This window comes from Streptococcus rubneri, from assembly GCF_004785935.1.
In the GTDB taxonomy this organism is placed as follows: domain Bacteria; phylum Bacillota; class Bacilli; order Lactobacillales; family Streptococcaceae; genus Streptococcus; species Streptococcus rubneri.
On sequence record NZ_SRRP01000001.1, the window covers coordinates 347,766 to 367,862 of the forward strand.

The following is a 20,097-nucleotide window of genomic DNA, read 5'->3' on the forward strand; positions in this document are numbered from 1 at the left end:
AAAATCATTGAACAACTTAAGCTCTTCTATTTTGACAAAAAAGTCAATCTTTCTGTGACGCACTGGAAGTTGCGTCTACCTGATTCTGATCTGCTTCTTCTTGTTTAGAAGAATTTCTTTCCGTCTTATCTAAAGTGTCGGGCTCTTTCTGTACATGCCCGCAGGCCGTTAGGATAAAGACAGAAATCAGAGACAGAAACAAGCTCCCAATTTTCTTGAATCTAGACATACGAGTCCTCCATTTTACGAAACTTGATGAGACTAGCACTCCGCCAAAAATTCCTGCACAGTCTCGACATCTTCTGGACTACCGCCTCGGTCAATATCGCAGATATGCTGGAGCCCATATTTTTCGATAATCAAGGCAGTCGCCCCGCAGAAGGTCCGGCCGTGTTTAACAGAGTCACCATTATTAACAAAACCTTTAATCAGCCCAGGATGTTTCTTGATAAAGCGTTTGGTAGACCAGGGAATTTTCCCAGCACCAGCATTTCGAGTAATGAGAATACAGGGCTCTTCCAGTTTCTCCTTGATAGTCTGGGTCGGATAGCCCAGTGATTCTGCAAATCGTTTACCAATACCAGTATTTGAATCATAAACTACAATCATCTTCATCACCTACTTTCTTAAAAAAAGGATAGCAAACCAAGCCGCAAAGCCTAAAACCACGACATCTGAGATGAGCATAAGCATGAACTCTAAATCTGGCATCATGTGAATGTACATCAGCAATGACAAAGTTGTCAAAGCCAGTGCCGTCAGCTTAACAACTGCCGGCAAGCCCGGAATCAAAGCTGCTCCGATCAGGACAACGATGAGACCTCCGACTAAAAATGACTGAAAATCCACACTTAAACTAAAACCAACTGTCGCACCGCCGTAACCAATGGTCAAAAGACCAATCAGCACCAGACAGATACCCAAAATAGACAATCCGCTCATAGCAAATCCTCCTTGCTTATTCATTCATTTCCTCACTTTCCGTTTTTGAATGAACGATTTCTAATATTCATTCAAAACTTTTTAAAAAATAATTCACTTTATACTTATCCAATCACATTTCTTGAATACCTTCCAATTCCTATTCGCACTACATAAGACATCACCTCCTTTTGTTTATGAATGAATGATTTTAAAAATTTATTCATACTTGCTTCTAAGTAAAGGAATTTCCTCTATTTGGAAAAAATCCCCTTAACAAAATATTTCACTAAAGTCTCAAGACTATCGAAGTAGCCTGAAAATTCCTGCTCTGTGACATGCATGTCTATGTAATAAATCAAGTCATAAACCTTCATGATCTCAGCTATTTTCTCCTTCGAAAAGCCCTCTTCCTGCAAGCGCTGGCTGAAGGTCTGAATCAGAAACTGATGAAAGGCATTGGATGCTCGTCCGGCATCCTGATTATAGTAATCGTGCAGAATCTGAGAAATGCCTGGCTTGTTCCACTCAGCCAGAATTTTATTGGGTGAAATCAACTCAAAAGTGACTGCAAAAAGCTGCTCAACGATTGCCTCGGGCTCGCCCTGCCAGTCTACGCGTTGCATGATTCCCTCACGTATATGGCTATTTTCAGCTACATAAACCTCCAAGAAGATAGCTTCCTTGGACTCATAATACTTGTAAAATGATCCGACAGCCATATGGCTTCTCTTAGCAATATCAGAAATTCCAGCTGCCTTATAGCCTTTTTCTGCAAATACTTCTCTAGCCGCAGCCAAGAGCTCATTTTTTTTATCCATTTCCATGCCTCTTTTATGAATGAATTAATCTATATATTCATTCATATTTTAACACATTCTTGCCATTTGTCAAGCATTTATGCTATACTATACAAAAAAGATAGTTTGCTAATCAAATTATTTTTTTGTACTATATTTTGGAAGTTGAGCTATGCTCAAGGAAAGACGTAACCAGGGTACCATCGCCCTACTGGTAATTACTTTTATTTTTCTAGCAGTTGCTGCAGTGATGGGATTTATCCAATACCAAAAAGTCAACACCAAGACTGCCTATGACCGAAATAGCAATCCCGGAGCAGATTCAGCAGTCTATGCTGAAGTGTCATATATTTTTCCAGAGGCTCTGATTGAAGTAGAAGATAATACTCAAGTTTGGCTGGTTGCTTACCAAGACGGATATGTTGGTCTGCAGGCTAAAAAGGGAGACAAACAGATTGCCCAGCTCTTGGAAAAAGAGAAAAAGGGCGAGCTGGAAAAAAATCCTGTCCGAATCGTTGGCTCCTATGTTAATGCTAACTCCCCTAAAAAAAATCAGGGATATATCTCTAATTATGGCAGCCTCGTTCGCGGTCTCCTAGCAGACAATCCCGAAGTCATCACAGTAATGTCAAGCAGCTCCTATATCTCTATCACTGAATTTGAATCTGACAATCTTGCATTCATGTTCTACATTCTGTTTTTGATTGGACTCTGTGTTTTCTTTGTCGTTATAGGAATTATCGGCCGCAAGAAAAATATCGCTGCCTACGAAGAAATCTATGCAGCCTATCCAGAGGCCAAGAATAATCTCAATATCCTGCTGGAACAAGCTTCTTTCCACGACGATGTGCTGAAAATTGCTGTTTATAAAGACCATCTCATTGCCTACTATAGAGGTTTCAAGGCGATTGATCTCAAACAGGTCGTCCATCTCTACCACCACATTCTCACCATGCATCGTGGCTTCGTTGCTTCAAACAGAAACTCAACCTTAGTTGCTGTTCGAAACAATCAAAAGAAATACCAAATGCCTATTAAGAACATTGGTAAAACAACAGACACTAAACTTCAGTCAACCTTTGACTACCTCTACAACCACTTCCCTCATATCCGATTGGGAGTGTAATATCACATAAAGAGAGTGGGACAGAAATCGGTAATTCATTAGAATTCGATTTCGTTGTCCCACCTCCGGACAGTTGAGTAGGGCTATAAAAGCTGATGAAATCAGCGTAGTAGAGCCCACTCAACCACTGCGTCTTGCTCGACAATCCAAAGACAATTGAGAGGCTAGGACTTTTGTCCCAGTCTTTTCAAATTGAAGATAAAGTCTTTTGAAAAACTTTCCTTAGGTGAGTGCGGACGTCAGCGAACTTCGTAGAAGTTCCATGACTTAGTTTTGAACCTAAGGTTTCAAAACTATCGAGTGCTTGAACCATAGTGGTTCAAGCACTTTTTCTCACGGCGGAAAGTTTTAGATTTGCTTAAATGCTTATCTAATAAAAAATTTTTGAAATATTATCTAGCTAGTTAATGTAAAAATAGTTTGTTTCCATTCAAAAAGCTCCGGTTTCCCGGAGTTTTTCTTTTGATTAGTGTGAGACACGACGACGTGCTGCTTTTTTGCGGTTTTCTTCGATGAAAGCTGCTTTTTGTTCTTCTGGCTCGATTACTTTTTTCTTGAATGTGTAAACTGCACCTGCTACAGCCGCAACTGTACCAGCAACACCAGTAACAAAACCTTTACCAAATCCTTTAGCCATGAGAATTTCTCCTTTTCTGAACTTTAAATATTTATGTTATAATATATGGTAACGAAAAAATGCGATTTTTGCAAGGAAAAACGATGAAAAACAAGATAATTGTGATAGTGGGGCCGACCGCTGTTGGAAAAACAGCCCTCGCTATCGAGGTGGCCCAGCGCTTTCAGGGCGAGGTCATCAGTGGGGACAGTCAGCAAGTCTACCGCACACTAGATATTGGAACGGCCAAGGCTAGTTCAGAGGAGCAGGAAGCAGCTCCCCATCATCTGATTGATGTGCGTGAGGTGACAGAGACCTACTCAGCTTATGATTTTGTGACAGAAGCCAGCCAAGCCATCGAAGAGATTCAAGAACGGGGCCATCTTCCCATTATTGCTGGAGGGACAGGTCTCTATGTCCAAAGTCTGCTAGAAGGTTATCATCTAGGAGGGGATGTTGCTCATGAGGATATCCTAGCCTATCGGGAGTCCTTGTCTCCTCTTACAGATGAAGAACTGTTTGACCAAGTAGTGAAAGAGGGAATGGAGATCCCGCAGATCAATCGTAGACGGGCCATGCGAGCTTTAGAGATCGCCCATTTCGGTCAGGACTTGGAAAATCAAGCTCCAGCCTATGAGCCCTATATCATCTGTCTAGACGATGATCGCCAAGCCTTGTATGACCGCATCAACCGACGGGTGGATCTTATGGTTGAGCAGGGCTTGCTTGAAGAAGCCCAGTGGCTCTATGACAACCATCCTGATGTTCAGGCAGCCAAAGGGATTGGCTACAAAGAGCTCTTCCCTTATTTCAAGGGGGAGCAAAATTTAGAAAAGGCCCTGGAGCAACTCAAACAAAATACACGCCGTTTTGCCAAACGCCAGTTGACCTGGTTCCGCAATCGGATGACGGTCCATTTTTACCAGATTGGAGAAGAAGGCTTTAAGGAGCGGGTTTTCCAAGATATAGAAAGATTTTTAGATGATAGAAACTGAGAAAAAACAGGAGCGGGTCCTCATTGTCGGTGTCGAGCTCCAAGGGATGGAAAACTTTGACATGTCCATGGAGGAGTTGGCCAGTCTAGCCAAGACAGCCGGGGCAGAAGTCGTAGGTGTCTACACTCAGAAGAGAGAAAAATACGACAGCAAGACCTTTGTCGGTTCTGGAAAGCTAGAAGAAATTGCCCAAATGGTGGATGCAGATGAGGTTTCGACAGTTGTCGTTAACAACCGTTTGACTCCTCGGCAGAATGTGAATTTAGAAGAAATTTTGGGTGTTAAGGTCATTGACCGGATGCAGCTGATCTTGGATATCTTTGCCATGCGGGCACGGAGCCATGAAGGCAAGCTCCAAGTTCATCTAGCCCAGCTTAAGTACCTCTTACCTCGTTTGGTGGGTCAAGGAATCATGCTCAGCCGTCAGGCTGGAGGGATTGGTTCCCGTGGTCCAGGGGAAAGTCAGCTGGAGTTAAACCGCCGGAGTGTCCGCAATCAAATCACCGATATTGAGCGTCAACTCAAGGTGGTCGAGAAGAATCGAGAAGTGGTTCGAGAAAAACGTCTGGAATCCTCTGTTTTTAAGATTGGCTTGATTGGCTACACCAATGCAGGAAAGTCAACCATTATGAATGCCTTGACCAGTAAGGCCCAGTACGAAGCAGATGAACTCTTTGCGACCTTGGATGCGACAACCAAGAGCATTCATCTAACAGGGAATTTACAAGTAACTCTGACAGATACGGTTGGTTTTATTCAGGACTTGCCGACAGAGTTGGTGACCAGCTTTAAGTCGACCCTAGAAGAGAGCAAGAATGTGGATCTCTTGGTCCATGTCATCGATGCTTCTGATCCCAACCATGAAGAGCATGAAAAGACAGTCCTTCAGATTATGAAAGATTTGGAGATGTTGGATATTCCACGCTTGACCCTCTACAACAAGGCAGACAAGGTCAAGGACTTTACCCCGACACAGACACCTTACCGCCTGGTTTCGGCCAAGGATCCCGATAGTCGGGCTAAACTTCAGGACATTCTACTTGAAAAGATGCAAGAGCTCTTCCAGCCCTTTACGATTCAGGTTACTTTTGAGCAAGCCTACCGCATCCATGAATTGGAGACCATGGCCATTCTGACCGAGCGTTCCTATGAGGAGACTGGTGAGGTCATAACAGGCTACATCGCCCCGAAAAATGCATGGAGACTAGAGGAGTTTTATCACCATGGATTATCTTAACATCGCCCTCAGCTACGGTGGCTATACCAGTCTAGACAAGGTCTATTTAGATCGGGTCTTGGCGGGATTGACAGAGGAGCAGAAGCTTCAGTTTATCACGCCACCACCCAGTGTCATCAACGCCTACTTCGCAGAGCTCTACCAAAAGAAAAGCCCGGAAGCAGCAACTGACTACTATGAACAGGTCACTGAGGCCTTTGACCTTTATCAGACGAGTCCCAGCTTTGAGGAGGAGAAACCCTTTGTCCGTCTTAATCTTTCTGGCAAGGCCTATGGTTTTTGCTACCGAGAAAAGGGATTGGCGCAAGTATTTGCCCAGCAAGCAGAAACCATTCGCATGGATCTCTTGTTTGAGATAGCGCAAATCTTTCCTCACTACCTCGTCTATGAAGAGGAAGGCTTGATCTTGATGCGTCTGGTTAGGGAACAAGAGGTAGCCGAGACTAAGGAGTTATCAGCTTTGTCTAATCTTGAAGAGCTGGCAGATGGTAGCATCCGTCTATCTGGTTACAACCAGGACGAATTGGTTCAATTAGCCACTGCCTACCCTGGAAAAATCGCTGTTCGATCCAAGAATCGGACCGCTATGATCTATATTAGTTAGAAAGTATACAATGGAAATTCAATTTTTAGGAACGGGTGCGGGACAACCGTCCAAATCTCGTAATGTCTCTAGTCTAGCTCTCAAACTCCTGGATGAAATCAATGAAGTCTGGCTCTTTGACTGTGGGGAAGGGACGCAGAACCGAATCTTAGAAACCAGCATCCGTCCTCGAAAGGTCAGCAAAATTTTTATCACCCATCTACACGGTGACCATATCTTTGGCTTGCCAGGTTTCCTCTCTAGCCGGGCTTTTCAGGCCAATGAAGAACAGACTGATCTAGAGATTTACGGCCCAGTTGGAATCAAGTCTTTTGTCTTGACCAGCCTGCGAGTTTCCGGTTCTCGCCTACCCTATCAGATCCATTTTCATGAGTTCGATGAAGGTTCACTTGGGAAAATCATGGAGACTGATAAGTTCACGGTCTATGCCGAGGCCTTAGACCATACCATCTTCTGTGTGGGCTATCGCATCATGCAAAAAGACCTGGAAGGAACGTTGGATGCAGACAAGCTCAAGGCAGCAGGAGTGCCGTTTGGCCCGCTCTTTGGCCAGGTCAAAAATGGCCAAGATGTCACTCTGGAAGATGGCACCAAGATCATTGCTGCGGACTATATCTCAGCCCCTCGACCTGGTAAGGTTATTACCATCCTAGGCGATACACGGAAGACCAATGCTAGCGTCAGACTCGCCGTCAATGCAGATGTCCTCGTGCATGAGTCCACCTATGGCAAGGGCGATGAGAAGATTGCTCGTAAGCACGGACACTCGACTAACATGCAGGCGGCAGAAGTGGCGCGGGAAGCAGGGGCCAAACGCCTACTTCTCAACCATATCAGTGCCCGCTTCCTCTCCAAAGACGTCAGTCAATTGCGAAAAGATGCAGCGACTATTTTTGAGAAGGTCCATGTGGTCAAGGACTTAGAAGAAGTGGAGATCTAAGATGCGAACCATTATCATTACAGGAGCGAGTGGAGGCTTAGCTCAGGAAATGGTCAAGCTTCTCCCTGAGGACCGACTCATTCTCCTAGGTAGAAATCAAGAAAAACTGGAAGACCTCTATGCTGGCCATCCTCAAGCCGAATGCATCGGGCTTGATATTACTAATTCACATGCCCTTGAACAACTTGTAGAGGACCTGACTCACCGCTATGGCGGAATTGATGTCTTGGTCAACAATGCTGGGTATGGGATCTTTGAAGAGTTTGACCAGATCACCAATGAGCAGATTCATTCCATGTTTGAAGTCAATACCTTTGCCCTGATGAACCTCTCGCGCATCGTCGCTAAGAGAATGAAGGAAGCAGGCAAGGGGCACATTGTCAATATCGTCAGCATGGCGGGTCTCGTCGCAACTGCTAAATCTAGTCTCTATTCGGCGACCAAGTTTGCGGCCATTGGCTTCTCTAATGCCCTACGGTTAGAGCTAATGCCCTTTGGTGTCCATGTGACGACGGTCAATCCAGGCCCCATTCGGACAAGTTTCTTTGACCAGGCAGATCCAGATGGAAGCTATGTTAAGGCTGTGGACCGCTACATTTTGGAACCAGACTTTGTGGCTAAGAAGATTGTTAAAAACTTTGGAAAAGCAAAACGCGAGCTCAATCTTCCTTGGCTCTTGAACCTGACCCACAAGCTCTATACCCTATTTCCACGCATCTCGGACAAGCTGGCTAGCAAGATGTTTAACTTCAAATAGGAGGAGTCAGATGACAGCCAATATTCAAGCCTATTTAGAAAACATCCGGAAACCCTGGGGACAGATCTATTATGATATCCTTTTTGACCAATTACAGGACATCAAGGGAAAGCGAGTGCTTGATTTTGGCAGTGGCTTTGGCCTGGTGGCTAACCACCTAGCGAAAGAAAATCAAGTCCTTGCTGTGGAGCCTAATGAAGAAATGGTCACCTTGCGGGCTAAGGACCATCCCTACCAGCAACTGGTCGGAAGTCTGGAACAGTTAGCAAGTCTTGAAGATGCCAGCTTTGATGTCATCCTTTGCCACAATGTCTTGGAGTATGTAGAGGATCGCAAGCTGGTTCTTGAAGAATTTACCCGTCTCTTGAAACCAAGAGGCCTGCTCTCCATCGTCAAGCACAATGAGGTTGGCCGCGTCCTGCAGACTGTCGTTTTTGAAAATAATACTCAGAAGGCCCTCGATCTTTTAGCAGGTCAAGACCTGGAAACCCACTCCATGGGCTTGGCCCAGGCCTATGATTTAGCTACAGCAGTAGAAGATTTAGCCCTTGAAGCCCAGGACTACCAAGGAATTCGAGTCTTTTATGGCTTGCAGGATAATCGTTTCAAAAGCCAAGAAGGTTGGCGAGAGTCTATGCTCAAGATGGAGTTGGCAGTCTGCCAACAGTCCCCTTACCGGGATATGGCCTTCTTCCAGCACTATAGGTTAAAAAGGAGTTAAGATGTTAGAGTATGAACAAGAGATTCCAGCGATGACAGACCTAGTCGCACTCTACAGCTCGGTCGGCTGGACCAATTATACTAACAACCCAGCTATGCTAGAAGAAGCTGTCAAAGCCAGTCTCTGGCAGTTAGCAGTCTATGATGAGAAAGAACTCGTCGCTTACATTCGCTTGGTAGGAGATGGGCACTCTGTCCTGTTGGTGCAGGACCTCTTGGTGCGACCAGATCACCAGCGCCAAGGCATTGGAACGAAACTCTTAGAAGAGGCTTTAGCAAGGTTCCCCCATGTCTATCAACGACTCCTTGTTACTGAACGGAGCGAGAAAAATCTAGACTTTTACCAATCCCTGGGCTTTGTCGAACTTTCAGAGCAAGCCTGTACGGGAATGATTTATAATAATTGACGGAGAGAGAGTGGGACGACGAAATCGAATTCTAACGAATTACCGATTTCTGTCCCACTCTCTATTATATATTTGACTGACAAAAGAGGGAATTGATGGTAAAATGAGGGGGATATTAGGAGGAACTGTTTATGCCTAAGTTATTTAAGTCAAAGATGTTTTTATTTACTTTATTCGTCGTTATGATTGGTTCTATCTCCTCTATCAAAGAACAACTTCGTGAAAGAGAATTGCGTCAGTATGTTCAATGGAAACCAAGGCCAGTAATTAAGGACTATGAATTTATTAATAACGGGGAAGCACTAGTCATCGAATGGGACGATGTTGATGAAAGAGAATTAATTGAAGAAGTTAATAAAGGTAAACCACAATTTGCGTATCAACTTAGTACACCTAATGGTGCAAGTGGTGAGCGCTATATCATGCAAGAAAGCTATAGGTTAAAAGCGAGTAGTGATAAGTTTTCACTCTATCGCACTGCACCAGATTCGGCGCCATATCTAAGCTACAATGAACCCAAAGAAGGGGAGTATTGGTTGATTGATGTTTACGACACGAACGATCGAAAACTAAAACCTAAAACCTATGATGTCTTTAAAATGGTACGTGACTATAATAAGAAATATATCCCACTCGATATTTCAGAAGAAATATACGAAACAGAGGATAATGAAGTATACTTTCTTATTACTATGTTAGCACCTAAGGAATCAAAAGTAGTGATTGAAAATGGAGTTATGAAAGTTGTTACGGAGGGTTTTAACGAGACTTCAGAGTATCCGGTTGAGGAGGGGCTGATTGATGCAAAAACAGGAAAAATATCTACAATGACTTCCTCTGGTAAAAGTGTTGAAGAAGTTGTAACGGAATCAAAGCAGAGACTTGAAAGTAGACATCCATTTGCCTTTATGCTAGGAACAGGATTATTTGGTCCCAGAGCAAATCACTTAAGTTCTAGAGGCTTACAACTTAGGTTTAATCAAAGTTTTAGGGAAACTGAAAAGAATATCATACCTTTAGCTTCAGCCTACCCAAAGGTCTATCAGATGATGAAAAATCAGTATCGATCAACTTTGTATTTTTTAGGCGAGGAAGATGTAGAGTTTCGACTCTCCTTTTTGGAATTACTATATGATTCCTATGGTTCATTCGTTAAAGATTTCACGCTTCCTGCTGATTTTTCAAAAGATGGGCAAGAGCACCTTGTTCAGAATAAAGAGGAATTTCTTCAATACTTCAAATCTCAGCCTCAAAAAAACAGTACTAATTTTGAGTTAGCTCTTATGAATATATTTTACGAAGTAACACCAGAAGGATACATAAGGAAAGAGCTTTTTAAAAATTTAACCATTCCCGCCGAGTTTTCAAAAGATGGGCAAGAACATGTGATTCAAGATACGCTCCAATTTCAAGAGGTCCTCAATATTGAAAAGATAGAAAATGAAAAATTAAGGAAAAAAATAATAGAAACTTTCCCATATATGAAATAGAATGGAATACAAATGAAGATACGAAAGAGCCTAGTGAAGTATTCACAGGCTCTTTTTATATATGATAAATTGCAAGAATAAGTGCAACATTTACTCGAACTCATCCTCTAGAGCTTCACAAGCAGTTCTGTAAGCTAAATATTTTCGTGGTCGGTGATTGATATCATATAAAGCCCTGTTCAAATCCTCATCAGAGATAGTGGCTAAATCTGTTTTCTTTGGGAAATATTCTCTTAGTAAGCCATTTGCATTTTCATTGCTTCCTCTCTGCCAGGATGAATAGGCGTCCGCAAAGAAAAAGGAAATTCCCAAATTCTCTACCAGAGGATAGCAGGTAAACTCTTTTCACCTGTCTGAAGTGAAGGTTTTAAGAGCCTCTTTTGGAAATAGCTCACAAAGTTGTTCGATGGCTGAAAACATGGCTTTGGCTGTTCTATCTGGTATCTTGAAAGCTAAGTAAAAGCGCGTTTTTCGCTCTAGAAAAGTAGCTAAACACCCCTTGCTTTTGCCTCTGGAAGACACCACGGTATCAAGTTCCCAGTGGCCAAAAGTTTCACGATTCCGAACCTCTTTAGGACGTTTGGCAATCGATGTACCAATCCTAAATCTTCCACGTGTTTCTTTAGGGTGTCGAGTTTTTCCTTTACGACGAAGGACGCTCAAATCCAGATCAATCAAACCAGCATAGAGCCAGTTATAGATGGTTTTAAAAGTTACCATTGGCTTTTGTTCCAGTTGATAGCGGCCACAAATCTGTTCAGGAGACCAAGAGGATTTTAAGCCGTTCTCAATATCCGTTTTCAACTTTGGTGTCAAACAAGACTTACGACCTTTTTGTTTAGCCCTGCGCTCGTACTGTTCCTGTGCTAAGGCTGCGGAATAACCATTTTGGCATCGTCTTAACTCTCTTGAAATGGTAGACTTATGGACGCTAAGTTTACTTGCAATTTGACAAGGTTTCAAACCTAATTCCAAGTAGGTTTCTATCTTTATTCGGTCGGTTATGGTAATATGGAAGTAGCTCATAGTTTTTCCTCGGGATTCTGTTTGTGTGGTTACTTACAGTTTACACCAATGAAACGCTATGAGTTTTTTTGTTGCACTATATTTTACAATTTATTTAATTATAAAAATTAGTAGGATTTTTTATAGGCAGGTCTTATTGTTGTTTAAAAAGATTGAAAAAAATAGGAAGAAGACGTAAAACAGAGGAGGTTTGGGAGCTGGTCTAAGCTTGATTTTTAAGGCCTGACTTAGAAGAAATTCCCCCTACTGATTCAAAGCTAGCTTTCATTTTCCTGATTCCTGGCTTTCATGTTATAATATGCTGATAAGAAAAACAGGAGACAAGGACCGACATGATCACGTCAAAATATGAATGGCAGTTTGCTGAGCCTTTTTCAGATGATACGTTTTTGGCGCAAGCAAAGAAAAGAGGATTGGAAGCATCCGCAGCCAAGTTACTGGGAGAACGAGGGATCCAGACGGAAGACGCACTGGATCGTTTTCTAGAACCGCGGCTAGAAGATCTGCATGATCCCTACCTGCTGCACGATATGGACAAGGCTGTGGAACGGATTCGTCAAGCTATTGAAGATTATGAACAGATCCTAGTTTATGGAGATTATGATGCAGACGGGATGACGGCCGCTTCTATCATGAAGGAAACCCTGGAGCAGATGGGGGCGGAAGTAGCGGTCTATCTACCCAATCGTTTCACAGATGGGTATGGTCCCAATGCCAGTGTCTACAAGTACTTTATCGAACAGCAGGGGATTTCCCTCATCATCACGGTGGACAATGGAGTAGCTGGACACGAAGCCATTGACTTGGCCCAAAGCATGGGGGTAGATGTCATTGTGACAGACCACCATGCCATGCCCGAAGTCTTGCCCGATGCCTATGCTGTCATTCACCCCGAGCATCCAGATGCCGATTACCCTTTCAAGCACCTAGCAGGCTGTGGAGTTGCCTTTAAATTAGCGACTGCTCTCTTAGAAGAGGTGCCTCTAGATTTTCTAGATTTGGTAGCTATTGGGACCATTGCAGATATGGTTAGTTTGACAGATGAAAACCGCATTCTAGTTAAGTACGGCTTAGGTGTCCTTCGTCAAACCCAACGGATCGGCCTTCAGGAAATGCTCAAGCTGGCCTCCATCGCCCCTCAAGATGTAAATGAAGAAACGGTTGGTTTTCAGATTGCCCCTCGTCTCAATGCGCTAGGTCGCTTGGATGACCCAAATCCAGCGGTTGAGCTCCTGACAGGCTTTGACGACGAAGAAGCGCTGGAAATTGCGTTAATGATTCAAGCCAAGAACGAAGAGCGTAAGGAGATCGTCCAAGCCATCTATGATGAGGCCAAATCTATGGTCGATCCAAGTCTTCCCGTTCAAATTTTGGCCAAGGAAGGCTGGAATCCTGGTGTCTTAGGGATCGTAGCCGGTCGACTGCTAGAAGAGCTCCATCAGCCCATCATCGTCCTCACCGTAGGCCAAGGCAAGGCCAAGGGAAGTGCGCGAAGTCCCGAAAGTGTCCATATTTTTGAAGCCCTAGATCCCCATCGGGATCTCTTTATCGCCTTTGGAGGTCATGCGGGTGCAGCTGGTATGACACTGGAAGTGGACAAGCTCCCTCGTCTGACCGAGATTTTTTCCGATTATATTCGTGAAAAAGGGATTGACCTGACGGCCAAATCTACTCTCTTCGTAGACGAGGAATTGGACCTAGAAGAGCTGACCTTGGATACCTTGAAGAGCTTTGATCGTCTAGCACCTTTTGGGATGGACCATAAGAAGCCGGTCTTTTACATTCGTGATTTCCAAGTAGAGTCTAGTCGGACCATGGGGGCCGGCAATAGCCATCTGAAGTTGAAGATTCAAAAAGTCGATGCCCGCTTTGATGTGGTGGCTTTTGGTCAGGGCCATTTGGAATTGGAGTACTCCCAAGCAAAAAACTTGGAATTGGTGGTATCCTTGTCCATCAATCAGTGGAATGGACAGACCACCCTGCAACTGATGGTGGTGGATGCCCGTGTAGAAGGAGTACAGCTCTACAATATCCGAGGAAAGAATGCTCCTCTCCCACAAGCTATCCCACTCTTTAGTCAGTTAGAAGGAGCGGTTGATTCCCCAGCCATTGTCATCGATCGCATACCGGATGACCTGGCTGACTTGAAAGCCCTCTTCCAAGAACAGAACTTCCAAGCGGTTTATTTTAAAAATTACCTAGACAAGGCCTATTATTTGATCGGCTATGGCAGTCGCGATCAGTATGCTAGACTTTACAAAACGCTTTATCAGTTCCCTGAATTTGATATCCGCCATAAGCTCAGCCAACTATCTAACTACCTCAAGATTCCACAGGTCTTGTTAATCAAGATGATCCAGATTTTCCAAGAATTGGGCTTTGTCCAGATTGAAAATGGCATCATGACGGTCAACAAGGATGCGGAGAAGAAGGAGATTGCCTCTAGTTCCATCTATCAGGACTTGGTGCAGACGGTCAAAGACCAGGAACTCATGGCCCTAGGATCTGTGCAAGAAATCTATGATTATTTACTTTCTGATGAAAAGTAAAAACTTGATCATAAATTATACTAAGATCTGCTTTTTTAAGACTTTCTAGTGCATCCCGTGAATTTTCATGGTATAATGAAATGTAAACATAAATTTTTGAAAGAAGTTAAAAATGAATTTAAAAGATTACATTGCAAGCATTGAAAACTATCCACAAGAAGGGATTACCTTCCGTGATATCAGCCCTTTGATGGCAGATGGCAATGCTTATAGTTATGCGATTCGTGAAATCGTTCAATACGCGACGGATAAGAAGATCGATATGATCGTCGGACCTGAAGCGCGTGGCTTCATTGTTGGATGTCCAGTCGCTTTTGAATTGGGGATTGGTTTTGCACCTGTTCGTAAGCCTGGTAAGTTGCCACGTGAAGTCATCTCTGCTGAGTACGAAAAAGAATACGGTGTGGATACCTTGACCATGCACGCCGATGCTATCAAACCAGGCCAACGCGTCCTCATCGTCGATGACCTCTTGGCAACAGGTGGTACCGTTAAAGCAACCATCGAAATGATTGAAAAACTCGGTGGAGTGGTTGCAGGTTGTGCCTTCTTGATCGAGCTCGATGATCTCAAAGGTCGCGAAGCAATTGGAGACTACGATTACAAGGTCTTGATGCATTACTAATATAGTTTAGAGCTATATCTAGATAGAGAAAAACCATAATTGAAAACTATATGCTCCTGTCTTATAATAAGAGGTAACAACTTGTAAGATGGGAGCTTTTTATGCCAATTACCTTAGATAAGAAATTACCAGCAGTTGATATTCTTCGCTCAGAAAATATTTTTGTCATGGATGATATTCGGGCAACTCACCAAGATATTCGTCCGATGAATGTTCTGATTTTGAATCTCATGCCGACTAAGGTAGCCACTGAGACTCAACTGTTACGCCTCCTGGCCAATACTCCCTTGCAGATCAATGTGGATTTCCTCTATATGACTAGCCATGAGTCCAAGACAACAGCAGCAGAGCATATGGAAGTCTTCTATAAATCCTTTGAGGATATTAAAGAGAATTATTATGATGGCCTGATCATTACGGGAGCTCCAGTAGAGAAATTGGCTTTTGAGGAAGTGGATTACTGGGAGGAGTTAACAAAGGTCTTTGCTTGGTCGAAGCGCCATGTTTTTTCAACCTTGCATCTTTGTTGGGGTGCGCAAGCTGGTCTCTATTACCGCTATGGGATTGAAAAAGTAGCTCTCTGTGACAAGCTATCAGGGATCTATGAGCAAACAGTCATGAATACACAGAACCGATTGATGCGTGGTTTTGACGATGCTTTTTTGGCTCCTCACTCACGTTATACGGATGTCCCCCTCAAAGAAGTGCTAGACAAGAGCAACTTGCAAGTCTTAGCTCAAGGCGGTGAAGTAGGGCTATCTATTCTGGCCAGTCCAGACCTTCGAGAGGTCTATAGTTTTGGTCATCTGGAGTATGACCGTGATACCTTGGCCAAGGAATACCAGCGGGATGTGAAAGCGGGCTTGAATCCAGATCTTCCTAAGAACTATTATGATCAGGATGACAGCAGTCGCGATCCTCGGATGCGGTGGAACTTAGCGGCAGCCAACTTCTTTAGTAATTGGATCAATTATGCAGTTTACCAAGAAACTCCTTATCGTTTGGAGGAGTTAGAAAAAGATATTTCATTTTATGGTTACCTATAAAGGGGTAGTATGACATATTCACAAGCATTCAAGTCAGGCAATTTGGTCTTACCAAGTGCCTTACTTTTCCATTATCAACACTTATTTAAAGACGCAGAGGATTTTCTGGTTTGGCAGTTCTTTTATTTGCAGAATACGACCAACCAATCCAGCCTCACGCCGAATCAAATTGCAGATGCGATTGGCAAGTCGGTAACAGAAGTCAACCAGTCCATGTCTCGCCTGACCAATCAAGGTTTGCTCCAGTATCGAACCATTGAGCTGGATGGGGAGATTGAAGTTCTTTTTGATGCGACTGTTGCGCTCGAACGCCTGGATGACTTTCTTCAAAGTAAGACGGAAGTAGCACAGCGTGGGCAAGACAAGCAGGCAGAAAATGAGCTGGCTGATTTGGTCAAAACCTTTGAGCAGGAGTTAGGCCGTTTATTGACTCCCTTTGAAATCGAAGACTTGACGCAGACAGTCAAACAGGACCAAACAGACCCTGATATTGTGAAGGCTGCCTTGAGAGAAGCAGTCTTTAACGGCAAGCCTCACTGGAAGTACATCCAGGCCATCCTGCGCAATTGGCGACGGGAGGGCATTACCAGTTTGACACAATTAAAAATCAAGCAACAAGAGAGGGAGGCCCTTCAGCCTGAAAATGTTACCGTTTCAGATGATTTCTTACAGGCCATGGATTTGTGGAAAGATTAAAAAACTAGCACTCATAAAGTGCTAGTTTTTTTCGTTTATAAATAGTCTGCGTAGGCTTCTTCTAGTTTGGTCAGGAGTTCTTGCTTTTCCTTCTCACTAGCAAAGGAAGCTTGGATGGCATCGACATTGTGCTGGTAAAAGTCAGCTGGTGTCGTTTGGAAGTGGTGGTGGTAGAGCTCGTATTCCTTGGTTAAATCTGTATCAGATACGGTCCGGTTATCGGTGCTGATACTGATATGGGCTTGAGTTTCTTTCATCTTGAGGTAAGGGAAGTCTTCCACAGTGGCAGCTGCTTTGGTTTGAAGGTTACTGGTCAAGCAGAGCTCACCGGTGACCCCATTTTTTACAAACTCTTTTAGAAGTTCTGGTTCGTCAGCTAGCAAGGTCACGTGACCATTTCGTTTGATGCCATAGGCCATGGATTGAGCGACATTGGCTGGGCAGTGGCATTCACCAGCATGGAGGGTCATGGGCCGGTTGTAACTTTTTACCTGTTGGATGAGGGCGTCAATGGCTTGTGGAGGGTAGTGGTGTTCATCCCCAGCGAAGTCAAAACCAACAAAAACCTGATCAGTGACTTGGTTGGCTTCTGCCAGGATGCTAGAGGTGAGCTCTTGATCGGACTGGCGCATGCCACAAACGAGGGCTTTGGCTGTAATGCCAAATTCATCCTGGGCTTGGCGCAATCCTTCACAGACAGCATCGATAGTTTCTGGGACAGTGAGTCCTTGATCCATGGACAATTCTGGGGCAAAACGAACCTCGATATAGAGGACATTTTCCAGAGCCGCTTGCTTAGCGACATCGTAAGCAGCAAGGGTCAGGGCTTCCTTGGTTTGAAGGAGAGGGCGAATGTAGTCAAAGGCCTCCAAATAGTCCAAAAGATTCTCACAGTGGGCAGGGGCAGTGACATGGTGTTTGAGCTCTTCATCGCTAGGAGGAAGGTCAATATTAGTCATGGCTGCCAATTGGCGAATAGTCGGAAGAGACAAGGAACCGTCTAAGTGGCAGTGGAGTTCTGTCTTTGCCAAACTATGAAAGTCAATTGTGGACATATTTTTTCTCCATAAAATGTATTTTTTCTATACTATCATTTTGCCAAGAAAAGTCAAGTAAAGCTAGCGTAGCAGATTTTTGAAAGTGCGAACGGGATTTGATATGCTAGTAGTAACGTAGAAAAAGGAGAAAAGAGATGTCAGATTATCAATTACCAGAAGTATGGGAAGCACCGAGCCAAATGGGAGGTGCTTGGGGTGGTCTAAACCAACCAACTGCAGGAGCCCGTTTTGAACAGACTCTTCCAAAAGGCGATCAGCCTTTCCAACTCTATACTCTTCCAACCCCAAATGGGATCAAGGTGACTATTATGCTGGAAGAACTAAAAGAGTTGGGTGTAGATGCGGGCTATGACGCTTATCGCATCAAGATTGGTGATGGGGATCAATTCGGCAGTGACTTTGTGGCCATCAATCCAAACTCGAAAATTCCAGCCATGTTGGATCAATCAGGTGACCAAGCCATTCGGGTCTTTGAATCAGCCAATATTCTCTTGCATCTAGCAGAGAAATTTGGACAATTGATTCCGACAGATCCTGCTAAACGGACCGAAGTGCTTAACTGGCTCTTCTGGCAGACAGGTGCCGCGCCATTTTTAGGTGGGGGCTTTGGCCATTTTTTCCACTACGCCCCTGAAAAAATCGAGTATGCCATCAACCGTTTTGCTATGGAAGCCAAACGCCAATTGGACCTGCTTGATAAAGAGCTAGCAAGCAAACCTTATATTGCAGGAGATGACTATACCATTGCAGATATTGCCATCTGGTCTTGGTATGGCCGCCTTGCCCAAGACAAGGTTTGGGATCGTGCTGGAATTTTCCTAGATGTGAAGGAATACAAGCATTTGCAAGCTTGGACAGAGAAAATTGCCAATCGCCCAGCTGTGCAACGTGGCTTGGAAGTAGAATATAAGGAAATTGTTGCATAAGGAAAAGGCGCCGTTGCGCCTTTTTTTAATGGTGCAAACATGGTATACTAAAGGATGGAATAAAAGTATAGAAAGAAGCACATGGAATTTACGAAATTATCAAATCGCTTGGACTTGGTGGCTAGCTTCGTCCCAGCTGGAGCGCGTCTGTTAGATGTTGGAAGTGACCATGCTTATCTCCCAATCGCTCTTTTACAGGAAGGCAAGATTGAGGCTGCTATTGCAGGGGAAGTGGTTGAGGGACCTTATCAGTCTGCCCTGCAAAATGTCGCTGATAATGGTTTAGAGGACAAGATTGAAGTCCGCCTAGCTAATGGCTTGGCTGCATTTGAACCAACAGATAGTATTTCCTGCATCACTATTGCAGGAATGGGCGGGCGCTTGATTGCAGATATCCTAGCAGCAGGTCTTGAGAAATTAGCCGGTGTCTCCCGCTTGGTCTTGCAACCCAATAATCGGGAAGATGAACTGCGGACTTGGTTAGTAGAACATGATTTCCGCCTTGTCGACGAAGCTATCTTAGAAGAAAATGAGAAGTTTTATGAGATCCTCGTGGTAGAGCATGGTTCTCAAGAGTTGACACCTAAGGAATTGCGCTTTGGTCCGTATTTGATGATAGAACAAGATCCAGCCTTTGTCCAAAAGTGGTCCAGAGAAGTGGAAAAATTAGCCTTTGCCTTGGAGCAGGTCCCAGTTGAGAATCAATCTGCCAGAGCATCGTTAGAAGAGCGCATCGCCCAAATCAAGGAGGTCCTAAATGCTAGCAAGTGAAGTTATCAAACGCTATGAAGCCTACTGTCCCCAGGAACTTTCCATGGAGGGAGATGTCCGTGGGCTACAGGTCGGGACGCTGCAAAAAGACATCAAGAAGGTCATGGTAGCCTTGGATATCCGGGAGCAGACGGTGGCGGAAGCCATTGCCCATGGAGTGGACTTGATTATCGTCAAGCATGCGCCCATTTTTCGTCCGATTAAGGATTTGGTAGCCGATCGCGCCCAGAATCAGATCTACATTGACTTGATTAAGCATGATATTGCGGTCTATGTCAGCCATACCAATATTGATATTGTCCCAGATGGTCTCAACGATTGGTTTTGCCAGCTCTTGGAAATTGAAGATGCAGAGCCCCTCAGCATGACAGGAGAAGGTCTAGGAATCGGCCGTATCGGTCGGGTTGCTACTCAAACCTTTGGGCAGTTGGCTCATAAGGTAAAAGAAACCTTTGGCTTAGATGCCTTACGCTTGGTTGGTTATGACCAGGCGGATTTGGAACGGGTCATTGAGCGCGTCGCTATCTGCGGAGGAAGTGGCCAATCCTTTTACAAAGATGCTCTCGCTAAGGGGGCTGAGGTCTACATCACAGGAGATATCTACTACCACACGGCTCAAGACATGCTGAGCGATGGTCTCCTGGCTTTGGATCCAGGTCACCATATCGAAGTTCTCTTTGTGTCGAAACTAGTCGAAAAACTCAATCAGTGGAAGTCTGAAGAAGCGTGGGAGATCGAAGTGATTGGCAGTCAAGCCAGCACCAATCCTTTTTATCATATCTAAGGG

22 protein-coding genes and 1 pseudogene are annotated in these 20,097 nt (G+C 44.2%); 16 read left to right on the top strand and 7 right to left on the bottom strand.

The features are described 5' to 3' along the window. Positions 1-43: 43 nt before the first annotated feature. The 4 genes from E5S68_RS01815 to E5S68_RS01830 form a co-directional block, all read right to left on the bottom strand. Complete coding sequence (locus E5S68_RS01815; protein ID WP_135782113.1) at positions 44-229, bottom strand: hypothetical protein; 186 nt, start codon at positions 227-229, stop codon at positions 44-46. A gap of 32 nt (positions 230-261) precedes the next feature. Then, the gene (locus E5S68_RS01820) at positions 262-618 is read right to left on the bottom strand and encodes a class Ib ribonucleoside-diphosphate reductase assembly flavoprotein NrdI (RefSeq protein WP_006596524.1); all 357 of its coding nucleotides are present in this window, start codon (positions 616-618) and stop codon (positions 262-264) included. Next, on the bottom strand, positions 619-966 hold the full coding sequence (locus tag E5S68_RS01825) for a hypothetical protein (protein WP_135782114.1): 348 nt from the start codon (positions 964-966) through the stop codon (positions 619-621). A 209-nt stretch (positions 967-1,175) separates the two neighbouring features. Then, positions 1,176-1,742 carry a TetR/AcrR family transcriptional regulator gene (locus E5S68_RS01830; protein WP_006597143.1) on the bottom strand — a complete coding sequence of 189 codons (567 nt, stop codon included), beginning with the start codon at positions 1,740-1,742 and terminating at the stop codon, positions 1,176-1,178. A gap of 151 nt (positions 1,743-1,893) precedes the next feature. On the opposite strand from E5S68_RS01830, the gene E5S68_RS01835 reads away from it, so the two are divergent. Continuing rightward, complete coding sequence (locus E5S68_RS01835; protein ID WP_006596521.1) at positions 1,894-2,847, top strand: hypothetical protein; 954 nt, start codon at positions 1,894-1,896, stop codon at positions 2,845-2,847. A 466-nt stretch (positions 2,848-3,313) separates the two neighbouring features. Here E5S68_RS01835 and E5S68_RS01845 read toward each other — a convergent pair whose 3' ends face one another. Beyond that, complete coding sequence (locus tag E5S68_RS01845; RefSeq protein ID WP_003002781.1) at positions 3,314-3,484, bottom strand: DUF3042 family protein; 171 nt, start codon at positions 3,482-3,484, stop codon at positions 3,314-3,316. Positions 3,485-3,567: 83 nt separating this feature from the next. On the opposite strand from E5S68_RS01845, the gene miaA reads away from it, so the two are divergent. From miaA to E5S68_RS01885, 8 genes are all read left to right on the top strand, one after another. Then, positions 3,568-4,458, top strand: a complete 891-nt coding sequence (miaA, locus tag E5S68_RS01850) for a tRNA (adenosine(37)-N6)-dimethylallyltransferase MiaA (protein ID WP_279635596.1) — start codon at positions 3,568-3,570, stop codon at positions 4,456-4,458. Then, the gene (hflX, locus tag E5S68_RS01855) at positions 4,445-5,695 is read left to right on the top strand and encodes a GTPase HflX (protein WP_135782116.1); all 1,251 of its coding nucleotides are present in this window, start codon (positions 4,445-4,447) and stop codon (positions 5,693-5,695) included. Before miaA ends, hflX begins: the two co-directional genes overlap by 14 nt. Continuing rightward, the gene (locus E5S68_RS01860; protein ID WP_135782117.1) at positions 5,682-6,299 is read left to right on the top strand and encodes a cystathionine beta-lyase; all 618 of its coding nucleotides are present in this window, start codon (positions 5,682-5,684) and stop codon (positions 6,297-6,299) included. The genes hflX and E5S68_RS01860 overlap by 14 nt, the downstream gene beginning before the upstream one ends. Before the next feature lie 10 nt (positions 6,300-6,309). Next, positions 6,310-7,239 (top strand): ribonuclease Z, encoded by a 930-nt coding sequence (rnz, locus tag E5S68_RS01865; protein ID WP_135782118.1) that lies wholly within the window; start codon positions 6,310-6,312, stop codon positions 7,237-7,239. Between the two features lies 1 nt (position 7,240). Next, a complete protein-coding gene (locus E5S68_RS01870; RefSeq protein WP_135782119.1) occupies positions 7,241-7,996 on the top strand; it encodes an SDR family NAD(P)-dependent oxidoreductase in 756 nt (251 codons plus the stop codon). Between the two features lie 10 nt (positions 7,997-8,006). Beyond that, entirely contained in the window at positions 8,007-8,717 is a 711-nt protein-coding gene (locus E5S68_RS01875; protein ID WP_135782120.1) for a class I SAM-dependent methyltransferase, read from the top strand. Between the two features lies 1 nt (position 8,718). Further along, positions 8,719-9,123: a GNAT family N-acetyltransferase gene (locus E5S68_RS01880; protein WP_135782121.1), complete on the top strand. Its 405-nt coding sequence runs from the start codon at positions 8,719-8,721 to the stop codon at positions 9,121-9,123. 131 nt (positions 9,124-9,254) lie between these two features. After that, positions 9,255-10,613: a hypothetical protein gene (locus E5S68_RS01885; RefSeq protein WP_135782122.1), complete on the top strand. Its 1,359-nt coding sequence runs from the start codon at positions 9,255-9,257 to the stop codon at positions 10,611-10,613. Positions 10,614-10,703: 90 nt separating this feature from the next. Here E5S68_RS01885 and E5S68_RS01890 read toward each other — a convergent pair. After that, positions 10,704-11,639 (bottom strand): annotated as a pseudogene (locus E5S68_RS01890) (IS30 family transposase). A 332-nt stretch (positions 11,640-11,971) separates the two neighbouring features. On the opposite strand from E5S68_RS01890, the gene recJ reads away from it, so the two are divergent. The 4 genes from recJ to E5S68_RS01915 all read left to right on the top strand — a co-directional run bounded on the left by recJ (position 11,972) and on the right by E5S68_RS01915 (position 16,555). Further along, entirely contained in the window at positions 11,972-14,188 is a 2,217-nt protein-coding gene (gene recJ, locus E5S68_RS01900; protein WP_135782123.1) for a single-stranded-DNA-specific exonuclease RecJ, read from the top strand. Positions 14,189-14,300: 112 nt separating this feature from the next. After that, on the top strand, positions 14,301-14,813 hold the full coding sequence (locus E5S68_RS01905; RefSeq protein WP_135782124.1) for an adenine phosphoribosyltransferase: 513 nt from the start codon (positions 14,301-14,303) through the stop codon (positions 14,811-14,813). A 101-nt stretch (positions 14,814-14,914) separates the two neighbouring features. Then, on the top strand, positions 14,915-15,859 hold the full coding sequence (metA, locus tag E5S68_RS01910) for a homoserine O-acetyltransferase MetA (RefSeq protein WP_135782125.1): 945 nt from the start codon (positions 14,915-14,917) through the stop codon (positions 15,857-15,859). Positions 15,860-15,868: 9 nt separating this feature from the next. Beyond that, a complete protein-coding gene (locus tag E5S68_RS01915) occupies positions 15,869-16,555 on the top strand; it encodes a DnaD domain-containing protein (RefSeq protein ID WP_135782126.1) in 687 nt (228 codons plus the stop codon). Positions 16,556-16,590: 35 nt separating this feature from the next. On the opposite strand, the gene add is transcribed toward E5S68_RS01915, so the two are convergent. Further along, positions 16,591-17,610 carry an adenosine deaminase gene (gene add, locus E5S68_RS01920; protein WP_135782127.1) on the bottom strand — a complete coding sequence of 340 codons (1,020 nt, stop codon included), beginning with the start codon at positions 17,608-17,610 and terminating at the stop codon, positions 16,591-16,593. A 137-nt stretch (positions 17,611-17,747) separates the two neighbouring features. Between add and yghU the strand changes: the two genes are divergently transcribed. The 3 genes from yghU (at position 17,748) to E5S68_RS01935 (ending at position 20,094) form a co-directional block, all read left to right on the top strand. Continuing rightward, on the top strand, positions 17,748-18,539 hold the full coding sequence (yghU, locus tag E5S68_RS01925; protein ID WP_135782128.1) for a glutathione-dependent disulfide-bond oxidoreductase: 792 nt from the start codon (positions 17,748-17,750) through the stop codon (positions 18,537-18,539). Between the two features lie 81 nt (positions 18,540-18,620). Further along, positions 18,621-19,310, top strand: a complete 690-nt coding sequence (locus E5S68_RS01930) for a tRNA (adenine(22)-N(1))-methyltransferase (RefSeq protein ID WP_135782129.1) — start codon at positions 18,621-18,623, stop codon at positions 19,308-19,310. After that, positions 19,297-20,094 carry a Nif3-like dinuclear metal center hexameric protein gene (locus E5S68_RS01935; RefSeq protein ID WP_135782130.1) on the top strand — a complete coding sequence of 266 codons (798 nt, stop codon included), beginning with the start codon at positions 19,297-19,299 and terminating at the stop codon, positions 20,092-20,094. The genes E5S68_RS01930 and E5S68_RS01935 overlap by 14 nt, the downstream gene beginning before the upstream one ends. Positions 20,095-20,097 lie beyond the last annotated feature (3 nt).